The sequence below is a fragment of the Streptomyces sp. MCA2 genome (assembly GCF_023544705.1).
In the GTDB taxonomy this organism is placed as follows: Bacteria; Actinomycetota; Actinomycetes; order Streptomycetales; family Streptomycetaceae; genus Streptomyces; species Streptomyces decoyicus.
The window spans coordinates 1-15,526 of the sequence record NZ_JAMJFM010000087.1 but is presented as its reverse complement, the minus strand read 5'-3'; the positions used below and the strand labels follow the sequence as shown (position 1 = coordinate 15,526).

Below are 15,526 nucleotides of genomic sequence, written 5' to 3'. Positions count from 1 at the left end.
CGCCCGTCCGCCCGCGGGCCAGGACGCCCGGCTCCCGCGCCCCGCGGAGGCAGTGGCCCCCGATCCCGACGACGACTTCCTCACCGCGATGCGGGCCTCCGGGTTCGCGTCCGTACCGGCGTCCGCACCCGCGGTCGTCCATGCCGCGGCGCGCGGTCCGGCGCAGGCCGGGCCCGCCCGTGCGCCTGCCAGGGCTCCCGCGCCCGCGGCCCCGGGGCGCGCCCCGGCCCCGCCGCGGGGCATGGAGTCCTCGACCGTCTACCGGGCGCGGCCGCAGCGCCCCGCCCTGCCCGCCGCGGCGCCCGCCCTGCGGCGCCGGATGCCCGCGGCCAAGCTCACCGGTCTGGGCTGCTGGCTGCTGGCGACGGTGGCGCTGCTGGCCTTCGCCTTTCTGGACCGGCTGCTGTTCGGCGGCGCACCGGCCGCGTACGGCGTCTGCTATCTGCTGGTGGGCGTCGCCGCGGCGCTGTGGGTCAGGCCGTACGACCTGGTCATTGCGCCGGTCACGCTGCCGATCGCGTTCACGCTCGGTGCGCTGCCCCTCCAGCACGGCGCGGACGGGTTCGACGGGCTGCTGATGGGCGTCTTCACCGTGCTCGCGCTGAACGCGGGCTGGCTCTATGCCGGCACGCTGATCTGCGCCCTGCTCGCGATCGTCCGCCGGGTGCTGGTCATCGCCCGACGTCGGGCCAGCCGACCGGCGAGTCGACCGCAGAGCGGACCGCACGGTCAGCAGGAGCGGCCGCCGGCGCGGACGGCCGACCGGGGGCGGCCGCGGCCGGGGAACCGTCCACGGCAGGTGGCTCGCCAGCCCGAGCGGCGTACGCAGCCATCGCGGCCCCCACAATCCCCGCGTTGTTCTGAAGCTGAGCCGGCACGATCTCCGCGCTGATGTGCTCGATCAGCGGCAGGAACTTCTCCGCCTTGCGGCTCACCCCGCCGCCGATCACGAACAGCTCGGGCGAGAAGAGCATCTCCACATGGGCGAGGTACTTCTGGACCCGGTGGGCCCAGTGCTGCCAGCTCAGCTCCTCGTCCTCCTTGGCCTTGGTGGAGGCGCGCTTCTCGGCGTCGTGGCCGTGCAGCTCCAGATGGCCGAGCTCGGTGTTGGGCACGAGACGGCCGTCGGTGAAGACGGCGCTGCCGATACCGGTGCCGAGGGTGAGCACGATGACCGTGCCGGTCCGGCCGGCGCCCGCGCCGAAGCGCATTTCGGCCAGGCCGGCCGCGTCCGCGTCATTGAGCAGCGTGACGGGGCTGCCGCCGGACTCGCCGCACAGCCGCGTGGTCAGCAGGGAGGCGGCGTCGAGGCCGATCCAGCCCTTGTCGACGTTGGCGGCCGTACGGGTCGTCCCGCCGGTGACGACACCGGGGAAGGTCGCCCCGACCGGCCCCGACCACCCGAAGTGGTCCACGACCTCTCTGACGCCGTCGGCGACCGCATCCGGGGTGGCTGGATGCGGGGTCAGCACCTTGTAGCGCTCCTCCGCGAGGCCGCCGCGCTCCAGATCCACCGGGGCACCCTTGATGCCCGATCCACCGATGTCCACACCGAAGACCTTCATGGGGAAAGGCTAGGCGTCGACGGGGCCGCTCGCCCCCGGGATGGAACGACCGGAGGACCCGACGGCGAAGCGGCAGCGGCGGGGGTCAGCCCTCGGTGGCCGCCTGGGCCTCGGCGCGCAGATCGCGGCGGAGCTCCTTGGGCAGCGAGAAGTGGATGGACTCCTCGGCGGCCGTGATGGTCTCGACGTCCTCGTAGCCGCGCTGGGCCAGATAGTCCAGGACGCCGTGGACGAGGATCTCGGGGACGGACGCGCCGGAGGTGACACCGACCGTGCCCACGCCCTCCAGCCAGGCCTCGTCGATCTCGTCCGCGTAGTCGACCAGATGGGCGTCGCGGGCGCCGGCGCCCAGTGCGACCTCGACGAGGCGCACGGAGTTCGAGGAGTTCTTGGAGCCGACGACGATGACGAGGTCGGCCTCGGCACCCATCTGCTTCACCGCGATCTGGCGGTTCTGGGTGGCGTAGCAGATGTCGTCGCTGGGCGGCGAGAGGAGGTTGGGGTAGCGGCCCTTGAGCGCGTCGACCGTCTCCATCGTCTCGTCGACCGAGAGCGTGGTCTGGGAGAGCCAGACGACCTTCTCCGGGTCGCGGACCTCGACATTGGCGACGTCGTCGGGACCGTCGACGAGGGTGATGTGCTCGGGCGCCTCACCGCTGGTGCCGACGACCTCTTCGTGGCCCTCGTGGCCGATCAGGAGGATGTCGTAGTCCTCCTTGGCGTAGCGGACGGCTTCCTTGTGGACCTTGGTGACCAGCGGGCAGGTGGCGTCGATGGTGGCGAGCTTGCCGCGCTTGGCTTCTTCGTGGACGACCGGGGCGACGCCGTGCGCCGAGAAGATGACGATGTTGCCCTCGGGCACCTCTTCCGTCTCGTCGACGAAGATGGCGCCCTTCTTCTCGAGGGTTTTCACGACGTACTTGTTGTGCACGATCTCGTGGCGTACGTAGACGGGGGCACCGTACTGCTCAAGGGCCTTCTCGACGGCGATCACGGCGCGGTCGACGCCCGCGCAGTAGCCCCGGGGGGCGGCGAGCAGGACCTTGCGCTGGTCGCGCGGAGCGTCTTCGCCCGGGGTGGCAGCGGGCGTCGGGCTGGGCGAGGAAGTCATGCGTCCCATCGTAAAGCCGTGGCCCTGCCGGGGAGATCGCGCCTTTGTCCCAGACTGAGGACGGCACGGAGCGAGGAGGCAGGATGCCGGGCACGATCGGCGGCACGGGCGGCCAGGGAGCGGGCGGCGACGCGGTCCCCGCCGCCGACGGGGGCGGGCGCACCGGCGCCCCCGGCGGGCTGCGGCGGACGCTGACCTTCCGGGACCTGATCGTCTACGGGCTGCTGTTCATCGCCCCGATGGCGCCGGTCGGGATCTTCGGCACCCTCCAGGCCACGTCGCACGGCGCGATCACCCTCGTCTACCTCGTCGCGACGGTCGCGATGGCGTTCACCGCGTACTCGTACGCCCAGATGGTGCGGGTCGCCCCGCAGGCCGGGTCGGTCTACACGTACGCCCGGGTGGGGCTGGGCGAGGGCGCGGGTTTTGTCGCCGGATGGATGGCGATGCTGGACTATCTGCTGATTCCAGCGGTGGCGTACCTGTTCTCCGGGATCGCGCTGCATGCGCTGGTGCCGTCCGTGCACCAGTGGGTGTGGACGGCGCTGGCGGTGGCCGTGACCACGCTGCTGAACCTGTGGGGCGTACGGACCGCGGCCCGGGTCGGCTTCGCGGTGCTGGCCATGGAGATCGTGGTGCTCGCGGTGTTCGTGGTGTCGGCGGTCGTCGAGCTGATCGCGCACGGGGCGCCGCGCGGCTGGGCCGTGCCGCTGACCGGTGAGGGCGGTTTCGCGGTCGGTGCGGTGCCGGCCGCGGTGTCGGTGGCGGTGCTCTCCTACCTGGGCTTCGACGCGATCGCGTCGTTCGCCGAGGAGGCCGCGGGCCCGGCGGTCACCGGGAGGGGCGGCCGGAGGCCCGGCGGGCCGGACCGGGTGGCGCGGGCGGTGCTCACCTGTCTGGTGGTGGCCGGTGTGCTGTTCGCCGTGCAGACGTATCTGGCGGCGCTGCTGATGCCGATGAGCGCGGCGGAGCTGGCGGCCCGGCCCGGGGAGCAGGGCGGCGCCTTCTACGCCACGGTCGATGCGGCGGTGGGCGGCTGGCTGCGTGATCTGGTGGCGGTGAGCAAGGCGGTCGGCGCGGCGTTCGCGGCGCTGGCGGGGCAGGCGGCGGCCGCCCGGCTGCTGTTCGCGATGGCCCGGGACCGGCGGCTGCCGGGGGCGATGTCGAAGGTGGACGCGGGCAGCGGGGTACCGCGCAGGGCGCTGCTGGGGGCGGCCCTGGTGACGCTGGTGGCGGCGGTGTGGGCGGCCCGCAGGGACGACGGGCTGGAGCAGTTGTCGTCGGTCGTGAACGTGGGGGCGCTGACCGCGTTCGGGCTGCTGCACGCGGCGGTGATCGGCTGCTTCTGGATCCGCCGGGCGGGCGGGCCGCCGAGCGTGCTGCGGCATCTGGTGGTGCCGTTGCTGGGGCTGGCGGTGGTAGTCGCGGTGATCGTCGAGGCCGCCGGCGCCGCCCAGGCCGTGGGCGGCGCCTGGCTGGTGGTGGGGCTGGTGGTGCTGGTGGTGCAGTACCGGGGACGGGCGGGGGCGGGCGGATTGCAGGGCTGACGGGCGGGGGCGCGGGCCGAGCGCGGGTGGGCTGGAGAAGGAGCCGACGGGCGCGGCGAGGGCCGGCGCGGGTGGGGCCGGGGAAGCTGTGCGGGCCGGTGGATGCCACGGCGGAGCCGCTCGCCCGGCCGTCGCCCGTCCGGCCCACGCACCGCAGGAGCGCCGCCACTGTCAGTGCCCGCCGTTAGTCTCGCTCGTATGGCTGTTTCTACGTCCCCGGAAACGCCGATCCCGGTCGGCGAGGTGTCCCGGCTCATCGGCGGTTGGATCGACCGGCTCGGCGCGGTGTGGGTCGAGGGGCAGATCACCCAGCTCTCGCGGCGCCCCGGAGCGGGCGTGGTCTTTCTGACGCTGCGTGACCCGTCGTACGACATCTCGGTGAGCGTGACGTGCTACCGCCAGGTCTTCGACAAGGTCGCCGACGTGGTGAGCGAGGGCGCCCGGGTGGTGGTGCACGCCAAGCCGGAGTGGTACGCCCCGCGCGGCCAGCTGTCGCTGCGGGCCGCCGAGATCAAGCCGGTCGGCGTCGGTGAACTCCTCGCCCGGCTGGAGCAGTTGAAGAAGTCGCTGGCGGCGGAGGGGCTGTTCGCGGCCGACCGTAAGAGGCCGCTGCCGTTCCTGCCGCAGCTGATCGGGCTGGTCTGCGGCCGGGCGAGCGCCGCGGAGCGGGACGTCCTGGAGAACGCCAGGCACCGCTGGCCGGCCGTCCGCTTCGCGGTGCGCAATGTGCCGGTGCAGGGGGTGCATGCGGTCCCGCAGGTGGTGGCGGCCGTCCAGGAGCTGGACGCGCTCCCCGAGGTGGACGTGATCATCGTGGCGCGGGGCGGCGGCAGCGTGGAGGATCTGCTGCCGTTCTCCGACGAGCAGCTCGTCCGGGCCGTGAGCGCGGCCGTGACGCCCGTCGTCTCGGCGATCGGCCATGAGCCGGACACCCCGCTGCTGGACCTGGTCGCCGATCTGCGCGCCTCGACGCCGACGGACGCCGCGAAGAAGGTGGTGCCGGACGTGGGCGAGGAGCTGGCCCGGGTCCAGCAGCTGCGGGAGCGGGCGCTGCGCGCCGTCGACGGCTTCCTCCAGCGGGAGGAGCGGGGGCTCGCGGCAGCCCTTCAGCGGCCGTGCATACAGCGGCCGCAGCGGATGGTCGAGGACCGCGAGGAGCAGGTCACCGCGCTGCTGGAGCGCGGCCGGCGGACCCTGGGGCATCTGCTGGACCGCGCCGACTCGGAGCTGACGCACACCCTGGCCCGGGTGGTCGCGCTCTCCCCCAAGGCGACGCTGGAGCGCGGTTATGCGGTGCTCCAGAAGCCGGACGGGACGGCGGTGCGCTCACCGGGCGAGGTCGACGCGGACGACGCGTTGCGGGCCCGGGTGGCCGAGGGCGAGTTCCGGGTGCGGGTGGACGGCGTCCCGGGCGCTGTCACACCCCCCGAATAGTGCAAAGGCAGACTCTTAGGGTGGGAGACATGGCTAAGGCGAAGACGGATGGCGCGGCGGACGCGGAGCAGGGTGCGGCGGCCGGCGCGGCGGCCCCGGTGGAGTCGGTGGACTCCACGCTGGGCTACGAGCAGGCGCGGGACGAGCTGATCGAGGTCGTCCGCAGCCTGGAGGCGGGCGGCACGACGCTGGAGGAGTCGCTCGCGCTGTGGGAGCGCGGCGAGGCGCTGGCGAAGGTCTGCCGGCGCTGGCTGGACGGCGCACGGGCCCGGCTGGACGCCGCACTGGCGGAGCCGTCGGACGAGCCGGAGGCGGAGCGCGCCTAGGGGGCGCGCATAGGGGGCGCCTTCCCGGTCTCCGTGGACCGGCCCTCCCCGGCAGAGGAAGCGAAACACTGTGAACCGCCTCACAACACCCACGGTTTAGTTGAATCTTAATCTATCTGAATTACAGTGGTTTCCCGTACGACCCCTGTCGCACGTGCATGATCACTACTGTCTTCAGTGCCACAGAACCCGAACGCCCAGCTCACTCACCGAGGTGCCCCCATGTCTCTCGCCCTTGACGCCGCCGCTCAGGACCTCCTGTTCCGGGAGGCCCAGACCGCCAACACGTTCACGGACGAGCCGGTCACCGACGAGCAGGTCCAGGCCGTCTACGACCTGGTGAAGTTCGGCCCGACCGCCTTCAACCAGTCGCCGCTGCGGATAACCCTGGTCCGTTCGCAGGAGGCCCGTGAGCGCCTGGTCGGCCACGCCATGGGCGCCAACGGCCCGAAGACCCTCGGCGCGCCGCTGACCGCGATCCTCTCCGTGGACCTGGACTTCCACGAGAAGCTGCCGCAGCTCTTCCCGCACGCCCCGGGCATCAAGGACACGTTCTTCTCCGAGGCCGCGCGCCGCGAGGTGGCCGGCACCCAGAACGCCACCCTCCAGGCCGGTTACTTCATCGTCGGCATCCGCGCCGCCGGCCTGGCCGCGGGCCCGATGACCGGCTTCGACTTCACCGGCGTCGACAAGGAGTTCTTCGGCGACGGCAAGCAGAAGTCCTTCCTCATCATCAACATCGGCAAGCCGGGCGCCGACGCCTTCTCCCCGCGCTCCCCGCGGCTGACCTTCGACGAGGCCGTCGCCACCGTCTGAGCGGACGCCCGCAGGGAACCCGTAAGAGTCCCGTAGGGAACCCGTAGGGACCCGCAGGAAACCTGTCCCGCACAGGTCCGCGCATCGATGAGGCCGCCGCACCCTTCCGGGTACGGCGGCCTCATCGGCGTCTCAGGGGCTCAGCCCTTCTTCGCCACCAGCGCGGCGGCCAGGTCGGCGAGCCGCCCGTAGGGCGCGGTGCCGGTGACGACCGTGGTCACCCCGGACTCCTCGCGGACCAGCGCGTTGTACTTGTCGCCCTTGTAGCGGTCCCACTTCTTGCTGCCGACGGCCTGCTTGCCCTCGACCTTGGCCGCGCCGAGCGTGACCTCCTGGATGTACTTCCGCGGCGTGGCGTCGCTCTGCTCGACGGCCGCGTACTGCTGCTCCGGGTCGAGCAGGCCCAGATGCCAGGCGCCGCCCTTGCCGTCCTCGTTCGCCTTGTACGAGACGGAGGTGGCGCGCCAGGTTTTGGGCAGCCCCTCGGGCGCGGCGACCGCGTAGGGCGCCGCGCGCCGGGCCGTGATCAGTTCGACGCGGTAGTCGACTGTCTTGACCGCGTTCTTCGCCGCGTCCGCGCTCTCGTCGTGCGGGATGAAGATGTAGATCGCGCCGACGAGAGCGCCGATCACCGCCAGCGACAGGACCATGTCCCGCACCGTTTGCCTGCCTCGCATACCTGCCACGCCCCTATGGTCCCCCATCCCCGCCGCTCCCCTGACAGGCCCCCCGGCAAAGCCGGTGACCTGCGCGAACGACCAGGCGACCAGCTCCCCCACGGGCGCTCATGCGAAGGGCCCTCTGCTCATTTTGGCGGCCTGGAGATACTGTGAACCTCCGGGGGAAACCCCCGCACCCCCGCACAGCCACCCTCATTCCTTCACGGCCGTCGCCGTTCAGAAAGGTGCGCTCGATGAGCGAGCATCATCTCCCGTCCCCACTCGAGGTCAGCCCCGAAGCCCCGGACCGCAACCTCGCCCTGGAGCTCGTCCGGGTGACCGAGGCCGGTGCCATGGCGTCGGGCCGTTGGGTGGGGCGAGGTGACAAGAACGGCGCGGACGGCGCGGCGGTCAAGGCCATGCGCGCCCTGATCCACACCGTCTCGATGAACGGCGTCGTGGTCATCGGGGAGGGCGAGAAGGACAACGCCCCGATGCTCTACAACGGCGAGCGCGTGGGTGACGGGACCGGCGCGGAGTGCGACGTGGCCGTGGACCCGGTGGACGGGACGACGCTGACCGCCAAGGGCATGGCGAACGCCGTGTCCGTGATGGCGGTGGCCGAGCGCGGCTCGATGTTCGACCCGTCCGCGGTCTTCTACATGGACAAGCTCGCCACGGGCCCGGAGGCGGCGGACTTCGTGGACATCACGGCGCCGGTGGCCGTGAACATCAAGCGGATCGCCAAGGCGAAGAAGTCCGCGGTCGAGGACGTCACGGTCGTCATCCTGGACCGGCCCCGCCACGACGGCCTGGTCAAGGAGGTCCGGGAGGCCGGGGCCCGGATCAAGTTCATCGCCGACGGCGACGTGGCCGGCGCGATCATGGCGGCCCGTGAGGGCACCGGCGTGGACCTGCTGCTGGGCATCGGCGGTACGCCCGAGGGCATCATCGCGGCCTGTGCCCTGAAGTGTCTGGGCGGCGCCTTCCAGGGCAAGCTGTGGCCCAAGGACGACGAGGAGCGGCAGCGGGCGCTGGACGCCGGGCACGACCTGGACAAGGTGCTGGAGATCGGCGACCTGGTCCGCGGCGACAACGTCTTCTTCGTCGCGACCGGCATCACCGACGGCGAGCTGCTGCGCGGGGTGCGCTACCGCGCCGAGAACGCCTACACCCAGTCCCTGGTGATGCGTTCCAAGTCCGGCACCATCCGCCAGATCGACTCCCAGCACCGGCTGTCCAAGCTGCGTGCGTACAGCTCGGTGGACTTCGAGCGCCCCAGCTGATCCCGTACGGGCCGCACGGCACCGCATGCACTTCGCCCCCGCCGGAGAGTCTCCGGCGGGGGCGAAGTGGCCCATACGCCCTGGGGTGCGTGCGATGGGCCGAAGCCGCTCGCGCGGCCGTCTAGCCGGCCGCGGGCATATGGGCCGCGCGCTGGAGCTCGGTCTCCCGGCGCCGCCGGCGGGTCAGCACGACCCGGCGCTCGGCCGCGGTCAGACCGCCCCAGACGCCGTACGGCTCGGGCTGGAGCAGCGCATGCTCCCGGCACTCGACCATTACGGGACAGCGGGCGCAGACCCGCTTCGCGGCCTCTTCTCTGGCCAGTCGCGCGGCGGTCGGCTCCTTGGACGGGGCGAAGAACAGCCCGGCTTCGTCCCGGCGGCACACCGCCTCCGAATGCCAGGGGCCGGCCTCGTCACGAGCAGGCATTTGCTGGGACGGAACGACAGCGGCATCCTGCAGGGGCTGATGCGGTAGCAGCACGGTCTACTCCTGACGACGGCTTCGGCGCGAGAACCACCCTTGCCCGTCTCGCTGCGCACGGCCTGTTTCCGCACCCCGCAGCCGTACGAGAGACGATGCACCAGCCCTACCCGCTGTACGCACGCTTATGCACACCGTGGCGATCGTGCGACAACGAGACAATCGCGGGTGACGTCCCGTTCCATGGGTCGGCCGCCGCGGTGCCGCGGCCGACGGCCGTACGCGGCCTCAGGCGCCCTCGCCCCCGCGGAACCGGTCCCGGCGCTCGCGGCGCTCGGAGCGCCGGCGCTCGTGCCCTTCGTGCCGGCCCGCGCGCAGTTCCTGATGACGTTCGCGCCGCCCCTCGCGCAGCTCGTGGCGCAGCTCCCGGTGCCCCTCGCGCAGCCGGTCGCGCAGATCGCGGATCCAGGCACCGCGCTTGGGCTTGGCCTCCACGCTGCCCAGCACGGCATAGCCGTTCACCAGGATCTGCGGGGCGTGGGTGTCCTCGGCGTCATGCGTCTCGACCTCGAAGCTGCCCAGGATGCCGGAGCCGCTGCTGCGCAGCGTGATGTTCTCCGGGACCCGGATCTCCACGCTGCCGAAGATCGCCGTGACGTTGATCTGGACCTGCTGCTGCGGGAAGACCGCCTCGGTCAGATCGATCTCGACGGAGCCGAAGAACGCGAAGGCGTTGATCCGCGCGGGGGCCTGCCAGCGGCCCTTGCGGACGGAGGCGCTGAAGATCGCGACAAGGTTCTGGTCCGGGACCGGGGCGCCTGGGCCGTAGACATACGCGTCCGGTCCCGGCTGCGCGCGGCCGGTGCCCGCCGCGGGCAGGTCCCGTACGACGGGCTCCAACTCGCCCATGGTCTTGGCGCGGTAGACGGTGTCGATCCGCTCGGCGTGCTCCTCCGGGTCCAGCCGTCCCTCCGCCAGCGCCTCGCGGAGGATCTCGGCGACCCGGTCGCGGTCCGCGTCCGACGCACGGATGTCGCCCTCGGCCACGGCGGGCCGCGCGGACGCCGTCTTGGTCATGTTCACCGGCTGCCGCTCCCGGAGCCGGTCCTGCTTCTGAAGCGGTCCGGGCGGGGTCTCGGGGCCCGGTCGTCCCCCGTTGTCTGCTTCCACGGCCCCAGCGTACCGAAACGCGATAGATCGCGACTAGGGATCGACGCGACAGGTCTCGCACGTACTGAGCCTTACCTCACAGCGGCGTCCGCACGCCAGGGTTCTACGCTGTGGAGGCGCTGCCGTAGATGCCAGCCGGACCTCTCCGAGTAAGGAATGACCTTCGATGCCGGAATTCGCCTACACCGACCTTCTCCCCGTAGGTGAGGACACCACGCCGTACCGCCTCGTCACCGCGGAGGGCGTGAGCACCTTCGAGGCCGATGGCCGGACGTTCCTCAAGGTCGAGCCGGAGGCGCTGCGCAAGCTGGCCGCCGAGGCGATGCACGACATTTCGCACTACCTGCGCCCGACGCACCTCGCCCAGCTCCGCAAGATCCTGGACGACCCCGAGGCCAGCTCCAACGACCGCTTCGTCGCGCTCGACCTCCTCAAGAACGCCAACATCGCCGCCGCGGGTGTCCTGCCCATGTGCCAGGACACCGGCACCGCGATCGTGATGGGCAAGCGCGGCCAGCAGGTCCTGACCGAGGGCGGCGACGAGGCAGCCCTCTCCCGCGGCATCTACGACGCCTACACCCAGCTGAACCTGCGCTATTCGCAGATGGCTCCGCTGACGATGTGGGACGAGAAGAACACCGGCTCCAACCTCCCGGCCCAGATCGAGCTGTACGCGACCGACGGCGGCGCCTACAAGTTCCTCTTCATGGCCAAGGGCGGCGGCAGCGCCAACAAGTCCTTCCTCTTCCAGGAGACCAAGGCGGTCCTCAACGAGGCCTCCATGATGAAGTTCCTGGAGCAGAAGATCCGTTCGCTCGGTACGGCCGCCTGCCCGCCGTACCACCTCGCGATCGTCGTCGGCGGTACGAGCGCCGAGTACGCGATGAAGACCGCCAAGTACGCCTCCGCGCACTACCTCGACGAGCTGCCCGCCGAGGGCTCGCCCACCGGCCACGGCTTCCGCGACAAGGAGCTGGAGGAGAAGGTCTTCGAGCTGACGCAGAAGATCGGCATCGGCGCGCAGTTCGGCGGCAAGTACTTCTGCCACGACGTCCGCGTGGTCCGCCTGCCCCGTCACGGCGCGTCCTGCCCGGTCGCCATCGCCGTCTCCTGCTCCGCGGACCGCCAGGCCGTCGCGAAGATCACCGCCGAGGGCGTCTTCCTGGAGCAGCTGGAGACCGACCCGGCGCGCTTCCTCCCGGACACCACCGAAGAGCAGCTGACCGAGGGCGCGGGCCCCGACCTCGACGCGGTCGCCATCGACCTCAACCGCCCCATGGACGACGTCCTGGCCGAGCTGACCAAGCACCCGGTCAAGACCCGCCTCTCCCTCACCGGCACCCTGGTCGTCGCCCGCGACATCGCGCACGCCAAGATCAAGGAGCGGCTGGACGCCGGCGAGGAGATGCCGGAGTACCTGAAGAACCACCCGGTCTACTACGCGGGCCCGGCCAAGACCCCCGAGGGCTACGCCTCCGGCTCCTTCGGCCCGACGACCGCCGGCCGGATGGACGCCTACGTCGAGCAGTTCCAGGCGGCCGGCGGCTCGAAGGTCATGCTGGCCAAGGGCAACCGCTCCCAGCAGGTCACCGACGCCTGCGCCGCGCACGGCGGCTTCTACCTCGGCTCCATCGGCGGCCCCGCCGCCCGGCTGGCCCAGGACTGCATCAAGAAGGTCGAGGTCCTGGAGTACGAGGAGCTCGGCATGGAAGCGGTCTGGCGGATCGAGGTCGAGGACTTCCCCGCCTTCATCGTCGTCGACGACAAGGGCAACGACTTCTTCCAGGACCCGGCACCTGCGCCGACGTTCACGAGCATTCCGGTGCGTCAGGGCAACTGACCTACTGAATCCTGAGAGCCCCTGGCGCTACGCGCTGGGGGCTCTTGCCGTTGCGCCGCTTCCGGCCCTGCCCGGTCCGACCACGGTCACGCCCTCCGGCACGCAGCAGCCCGCCATGAGTCGTCAACGACGCGCCGACAGGCCGTCAGGAACCATGCGCCAGGGCGCCGGTCCCGATTTCTCGTCTTGGAAACTGGAACCCCTTGCGCCTCAGGTCAGTTGCTCGCGAGCATCGACGACGACAGAGCAGGCCGGGGAGGGAACCCATGAAGGTCACCAAGCTTGTGAGCACCTGCGACATCAAGGATTGCCCCACGATCTACGCCACCGACAGGGGAACCCTGCTGGTGCAGGGCGAGACTCCCGCGGATCACGGGCTGGAGATTCCCGCGCACGAGACCGTGGTGGAAATCCCGGCAGAACTTGTGCATGACCTCATCCGGAAGAGTATTCGTGGCGCTTAAAACTCTCAGCGAACTGTTCGACACCTTCGAGCTGGAGGCATTCCGGCTGGAGACCCTGGACGACTACAGCAAGTCAGGAAACGCGGAAGCCTATCAAGCGTTTCTCGCCGGAGAGCCCCAGCCGGCCGACTACAACGAATCCTGGGTATCAGAACTCCGTTCTCACACGAGCAGGGGCAAGCGCGTCTATCGCGTTCACGTTCTTTCGCGACCGCTTACCCCCTACCTACGGTTCGAACTGGGCTGGGGATACCAGAAGAACACGACGGGTGGTGAAGAGTTCTTCATTCTCGATACCACCGAACGGCCGACCCCCTTCGAAGGGGCACCAGATTTTTGGCTCTTCGATGAGACAACCCCCGTCGTCATGCACTACGACGACTCGGGCGCCATGATTGACCGGGAGGTTCTGGGCGGAGAACGGGCAACAGAGTTCATCGCATACCGAGATGCGGCCATGGCCCATGCCGTGCCGTTCTCGGAATGGTGGGCGAAGCACGGCACGTGAGAAGAGGAGAGCTGGGAGCCGCGCTGCGGGCGCTTCGGCAGGCATCCGGGAAGGAAGCCAAAGCTGTCGCCCGCAGTGCCGTCATGTCTGCCAGCAAATTGAGCAAGATTGAAACGGGGAAAGCCGCTCCGTCCGTCGTAGACGTAGAGCGCATCCTTACGACCATCGGCGTTTCCGATGAGGTCAAGACGGAGTATCTGGAGGCTGTCCGGACGGAATCCACTGAGGCCACGGCTTGGCGCCTTATCCGTCGCATGGGGGTACACAAGGCCCAGCACCAGACCAGATCGCTGGAAGCTCACATGGCGTTGCTGCGGCTGTTCCAGCCGGCGTTGGTCCCCGGCTTGCTACAGACGCCCGAATACATCCGGGCGATTCTCTCCCGGCACGACCTCGGCGAAGACGCACTCACCCGCACCATCGGTGCCCGTATCGAACGCCAGCAGGTCCTCTACGACTCCACGAAGGAACTCCACTTCATCATCACTGAGCCGGTACTGCGGTGGCGCATTGTGTCGGCAGCCAGGATGGCGGAGCAAGTAGACAGACTCGTCTCTCTTTCACGTCTGCCCAACATAGATATTCGCGTCGTCCCCCTGTCCGCACAACAGCAGGACATTGCAAATCACGCCTTTGTCATCCGGGATGACAGGACGGTCACCGTCGAGACGATTCATGCAGAGGTTGTTGTCACGGACCCCAGAGATGTTTCCGTGTATGTCCGCAAGTTCGAGGGGTTCGCATCCATCGCGCTGGCAGGTAACGACATGCGCGCCATGCTCGAAGCTATCCGCGACGACTTCTTGCGCGAACAGGAAACCAGCTAGGCAGCGCCCGCTCGTCACGGAACCATTGCATGCCAACGGTAGGAAATTGACCGGGAGGCAAGCAACGATGAGCGACACGAGAACGACGATGGCACCGCCCGTCCACCTGTCCCCCCCCCGCTCGACCGGCCGGCGCCGGCCACGGAATGCGACGTCTGTGCCGCGCTGGCAGAGCAGCGCGCGGAGGCAGAGAGCAAGGGCAACTTTTCAGCGGTGGTGGACTGCAATGTCGAGCTCCGAAATCCCCCCACCGCAGGGCGGGCGACCTGAAACTCCTATGACTTCCGCTGAGGAATCCCCTGAGGGCCACGGGTCATGCCATCGACGGAATGGCGGTATGGCCTCTCACGAAAGCACGAGTAGAGGAGGTCGGCAGATGAGTGTTGCGGCCGTGGATACGTACGGGACGCGCAGGCCCGATGCCGAGGGGTGGCGCGGAGTCCCCTTCCGGCACCCACGGGACCTGGCGGGGGCCGCCCAGGCCGACGGCGGGAAGCATGACGCCGGGCCCATGCCCCCGGAGGCACCCCGCGATCCCGCACCGCAGGGCGGCGACGGTCAGTAGCGGGGGAACACAGAAATCCCCATGTTCAGGAGGGGTACGGGGGATTTCGTCCGCCGCCGGCCCAGCGGCGCCTTCCGGCCCGTCCGCGACTCCCTACCAAGCCCCGCGCCTTCCTCGACGGCCGGAGCGACCGTGCGCACCCGTTCGTCCGTACCGAAACTCGCTGGCGGCTTGCGTGTGCGCGGTCGAATATGGGCCGCATGAGTGACCAACCCGCGCGATGGAGCCAGGCGAACGTCTACCCCGACATGTGGGCCGACCCGGACGACGACCCCCGCAACAGCGACGGTGTCAGTCCGGACGGCGAGCTTGCGACGCTTCAGGACTTCCTGACGAACTACCGCATGACCCTGCGGATGAAGTGCGAGGGCCTGGATGCGGAGCAGCTGGCGCGTCGGTCGGTTCCGCCGTCGACGCTGTCGCTGCTCGGCCTGCTCCGGCACCTCGCCGAGGTGGAGCGGGACTGGCGCAACTGGATCAGCGACGGTGAACCGCTGCCGAAGCTGTACGGCGAGCGTGACGCGGACTTCAACGGAGCTGTCGCGGATCAGGCCGAGGTCGACGCCGCGTACTCCGATCTGGCGCGCGAGCAGGCCGCGACCGACGCCGCGCTGGCCGAGCACCCGGATCTGGGCGAGCGTCTGGGGAAGGACGGGTTCGCCGTCCGGGAGCTGCTGGTGCACCGGATCGAGGAGTACGCCCGTCACTGCGGGCAGGCCGATCTGTTGCGCGAGTGCATCGATGGCAGGGTGGGGCAGTAGCGGGGGCTGGGGGCTGCATCCGTCGCCGGAGGCGCAGGCGTGGCGCCGACGCAGCGCAGGCGCAGGCAGGTTTGCGGTGCGCCCGCTGAACATCTGCCTGCCGACTCGCCAGCAGGCCGGGGTGCCCCGACTCCCTCGGCCCGAAGGTCGTCACTCCCTGGCGGCCCTCTCCGAACGCCCGGAGAGGGCTCACCCGCCGTCAGGGGTTGAGCGGGGCAGCTCTAGC

Annotated in this window: 16 protein-coding genes and 1 pseudogene; 12 read left to right on the top strand and 5 right to left on the bottom strand. The window is 70.3% G+C overall.

Features of this window, described 5'->3' with window-relative positions; genetic code table 11:
- Positions 1-88: 88 nt before the first annotated feature.
- Positions 89-658: pseudogene (locus M8I34_RS41770) on the top strand (DUF6542 domain-containing protein); the annotation flags it as partial.
- A 13-nt stretch (positions 659-671) separates the two neighbouring features.
- Here the strand turns inward: M8I34_RS41770 and ppgK are convergent.
- Together ppgK and M8I34_RS39675 are read right to left on the bottom strand one after the other, a co-directional pair.
- Positions 672-1,565, bottom strand: a complete 894-nt coding sequence (ppgK, locus tag M8I34_RS39680; protein ID WP_250057953.1) for a polyphosphate--glucose phosphotransferase — start codon at positions 1,563-1,565, stop codon at positions 672-674.
- Positions 1,566-1,650: 85 nt separating this feature from the next.
- Positions 1,651-2,676, bottom strand: a complete 1,026-nt coding sequence (locus M8I34_RS39675; protein WP_250057952.1) for a 4-hydroxy-3-methylbut-2-enyl diphosphate reductase — start codon at positions 2,674-2,676, stop codon at positions 1,651-1,653.
- 83 nt (positions 2,677-2,759) lie between these two features.
- Here M8I34_RS39675 and M8I34_RS39670 point away from each other — a divergent pair, with 83 nt between their 5' ends.
- From M8I34_RS39670 to M8I34_RS39655, 4 genes are all read left to right on the top strand, one after another.
- Entirely contained in the window at positions 2,760-4,223 is a 1,464-nt protein-coding gene (locus tag M8I34_RS39670) for an APC family permease (protein ID WP_250057951.1), read from the top strand.
- A gap of 198 nt (positions 4,224-4,421) precedes the next feature.
- Positions 4,422-5,657, top strand: coding sequence for an exodeoxyribonuclease VII large subunit (gene xseA, locus M8I34_RS39665; protein WP_250057950.1), 1,236 nt, complete (start codon positions 4,422-4,424; stop codon positions 5,655-5,657).
- Between the two features lie 29 nt (positions 5,658-5,686).
- Positions 5,687-5,983: an exodeoxyribonuclease VII small subunit gene (locus M8I34_RS39660; protein ID WP_250057949.1), complete on the top strand. Its 297-nt coding sequence runs from the start codon at positions 5,687-5,689 to the stop codon at positions 5,981-5,983.
- 222 nt (positions 5,984-6,205) lie between these two features.
- On the top strand, positions 6,206-6,799 hold the full coding sequence (locus M8I34_RS39655; RefSeq protein WP_250057948.1) for a malonic semialdehyde reductase: 594 nt from the start codon (positions 6,206-6,208) through the stop codon (positions 6,797-6,799).
- Positions 6,800-6,939: 140 nt separating this feature from the next.
- Here M8I34_RS39655 and M8I34_RS39650 read toward each other — a convergent pair whose 3' ends face one another.
- A complete protein-coding gene (locus M8I34_RS39650) occupies positions 6,940-7,476 on the bottom strand; it encodes a DUF4245 domain-containing protein (RefSeq protein ID WP_284051342.1) in 537 nt (178 codons plus the stop codon).
- Between the two features lie 236 nt (positions 7,477-7,712).
- Here M8I34_RS39650 and glpX point away from each other — a divergent pair, with 236 nt between their 5' ends.
- Complete coding sequence (gene glpX / locus M8I34_RS39645; protein ID WP_030981453.1) at positions 7,713-8,744, top strand: class II fructose-bisphosphatase; 1,032 nt, start codon at positions 7,713-7,715, stop codon at positions 8,742-8,744.
- A 121-nt stretch (positions 8,745-8,865) separates the two neighbouring features.
- Here glpX and M8I34_RS39640 read toward each other — a convergent pair whose 3' ends face one another.
- The gene (locus tag M8I34_RS39640) at positions 8,866-9,171 is read right to left on the bottom strand and encodes a WhiB family transcriptional regulator (protein ID WP_199812666.1); all 306 of its coding nucleotides are present in this window, start codon (positions 9,169-9,171) and stop codon (positions 8,866-8,868) included.
- 282 nt (positions 9,172-9,453) lie between these two features.
- Positions 9,454-10,335 (bottom strand): DUF1707 domain-containing protein, encoded by an 882-nt coding sequence (locus M8I34_RS39635; RefSeq protein WP_250057947.1) that lies wholly within the window; start codon positions 10,333-10,335, stop codon positions 9,454-9,456.
- A gap of 166 nt (positions 10,336-10,501) precedes the next feature.
- Between M8I34_RS39635 and M8I34_RS39630 the strand changes: the two genes are divergently transcribed.
- The 6 genes from M8I34_RS39630 (at position 10,502) to M8I34_RS39605 (ending at position 15,300) form a co-directional block, all read left to right on the top strand.
- The gene (locus M8I34_RS39630; RefSeq protein WP_250057946.1) at positions 10,502-12,175 is read left to right on the top strand and encodes a fumarate hydratase; all 1,674 of its coding nucleotides are present in this window, start codon (positions 10,502-10,504) and stop codon (positions 12,173-12,175) included.
- 266 nt (positions 12,176-12,441) lie between these two features.
- Positions 12,442-12,639: a hypothetical protein gene (locus tag M8I34_RS39625; protein ID WP_250057945.1), complete on the top strand. Its 198-nt coding sequence runs from the start codon at positions 12,442-12,444 to the stop codon at positions 12,637-12,639.
- A complete protein-coding gene (locus M8I34_RS39620) occupies positions 12,605-13,147 on the top strand; it encodes a DUF6879 family protein (protein ID WP_250057944.1) in 543 nt (180 codons plus the stop codon). Before M8I34_RS39625 ends, M8I34_RS39620 begins: the two co-directional genes overlap by 35 nt.
- The gene (locus M8I34_RS39615) at positions 13,123-13,974 is read left to right on the top strand and encodes a helix-turn-helix transcriptional regulator (RefSeq protein WP_250057943.1); all 852 of its coding nucleotides are present in this window, start codon (positions 13,123-13,125) and stop codon (positions 13,972-13,974) included. The genes M8I34_RS39620 and M8I34_RS39615 overlap by 25 nt, the downstream gene beginning before the upstream one ends.
- Positions 13,975-14,350: 376 nt before the next feature.
- On the top strand, positions 14,351-14,539 hold the full coding sequence (locus tag M8I34_RS39610; protein WP_250057942.1) for a hypothetical protein: 189 nt from the start codon (positions 14,351-14,353) through the stop codon (positions 14,537-14,539).
- A 191-nt stretch (positions 14,540-14,730) separates the two neighbouring features.
- Positions 14,731-15,300: a DUF664 domain-containing protein gene (locus M8I34_RS39605; protein ID WP_250057941.1), complete on the top strand. Its 570-nt coding sequence runs from the start codon at positions 14,731-14,733 to the stop codon at positions 15,298-15,300.
- Positions 15,301-15,526: the final 226 nt, after the last annotated feature.

What these genes read in the sequence shown, in the direction of transcription:
- M8I34_RS39650 (WP_284051342.1), bottom strand. Translation starts at nt 7,476, where the DNA reads ATGCGAGGCAGGCAAACGGTGCGGGACATGGTCCTGTCGCTGGCGGTG.
- M8I34_RS39620 (WP_250057944.1), top strand. Translation starts at nt 12,605, where the DNA reads ATGACCTCATCCGGAAGAGTATTCGTGGCGCTTAAAACTCTCAGCGAA.
- M8I34_RS39640 (WP_199812666.1), bottom strand. Translation starts at nt 9,171, where the DNA reads ATGCCTGCTCGTGACGAGGCCGGCCCCTGGCATTCGGAGGCGGTGTGC.
- M8I34_RS39615 (WP_250057943.1), top strand. Translation starts at nt 13,123, where the DNA reads ATGGTGGGCGAAGCACGGCACGTGAGAAGAGGAGAGCTGGGAGCCGCG.
- M8I34_RS39625 (WP_250057945.1), top strand. Translation starts at nt 12,442, where the DNA reads ATGAAGGTCACCAAGCTTGTGAGCACCTGCGACATCAAGGATTGCCCC.
- glpX (WP_030981453.1), top strand. Translation starts at nt 7,713, where the DNA reads ATGAGCGAGCATCATCTCCCGTCCCCACTCGAGGTCAGCCCCGAAGCC.
- M8I34_RS39670 (WP_250057951.1), top strand. Translation starts at nt 2,760, where the DNA reads ATGCCGGGCACGATCGGCGGCACGGGCGGCCAGGGAGCGGGCGGCGAC.
- M8I34_RS39610 (WP_250057942.1), top strand. Translation starts at nt 14,351, where the DNA reads ATGAGTGTTGCGGCCGTGGATACGTACGGGACGCGCAGGCCCGATGCC.
- M8I34_RS39605 (WP_250057941.1), top strand. Translation starts at nt 14,731, where the DNA reads ATGGGCCGCATGAGTGACCAACCCGCGCGATGGAGCCAGGCGAACGTC.
- M8I34_RS39660 (WP_250057949.1), top strand. Translation starts at nt 5,687, where the DNA reads ATGGCTAAGGCGAAGACGGATGGCGCGGCGGACGCGGAGCAGGGTGCG.
- xseA (WP_250057950.1), top strand. Translation starts at nt 4,422, where the DNA reads ATGGCTGTTTCTACGTCCCCGGAAACGCCGATCCCGGTCGGCGAGGTG.
- M8I34_RS39630 (WP_250057946.1), top strand. Translation starts at nt 10,502, where the DNA reads ATGCCGGAATTCGCCTACACCGACCTTCTCCCCGTAGGTGAGGACACC.
- M8I34_RS39655 (WP_250057948.1), top strand. Translation starts at nt 6,206, where the DNA reads ATGTCTCTCGCCCTTGACGCCGCCGCTCAGGACCTCCTGTTCCGGGAG.
- M8I34_RS39675 (WP_250057952.1), bottom strand. Translation starts at nt 2,676, where the DNA reads ATGACTTCCTCGCCCAGCCCGACGCCCGCTGCCACCCCGGGCGAAGAC.
- ppgK (WP_250057953.1), bottom strand. Translation starts at nt 1,565, where the DNA reads ATGAAGGTCTTCGGTGTGGACATCGGTGGATCGGGCATCAAGGGTGCC.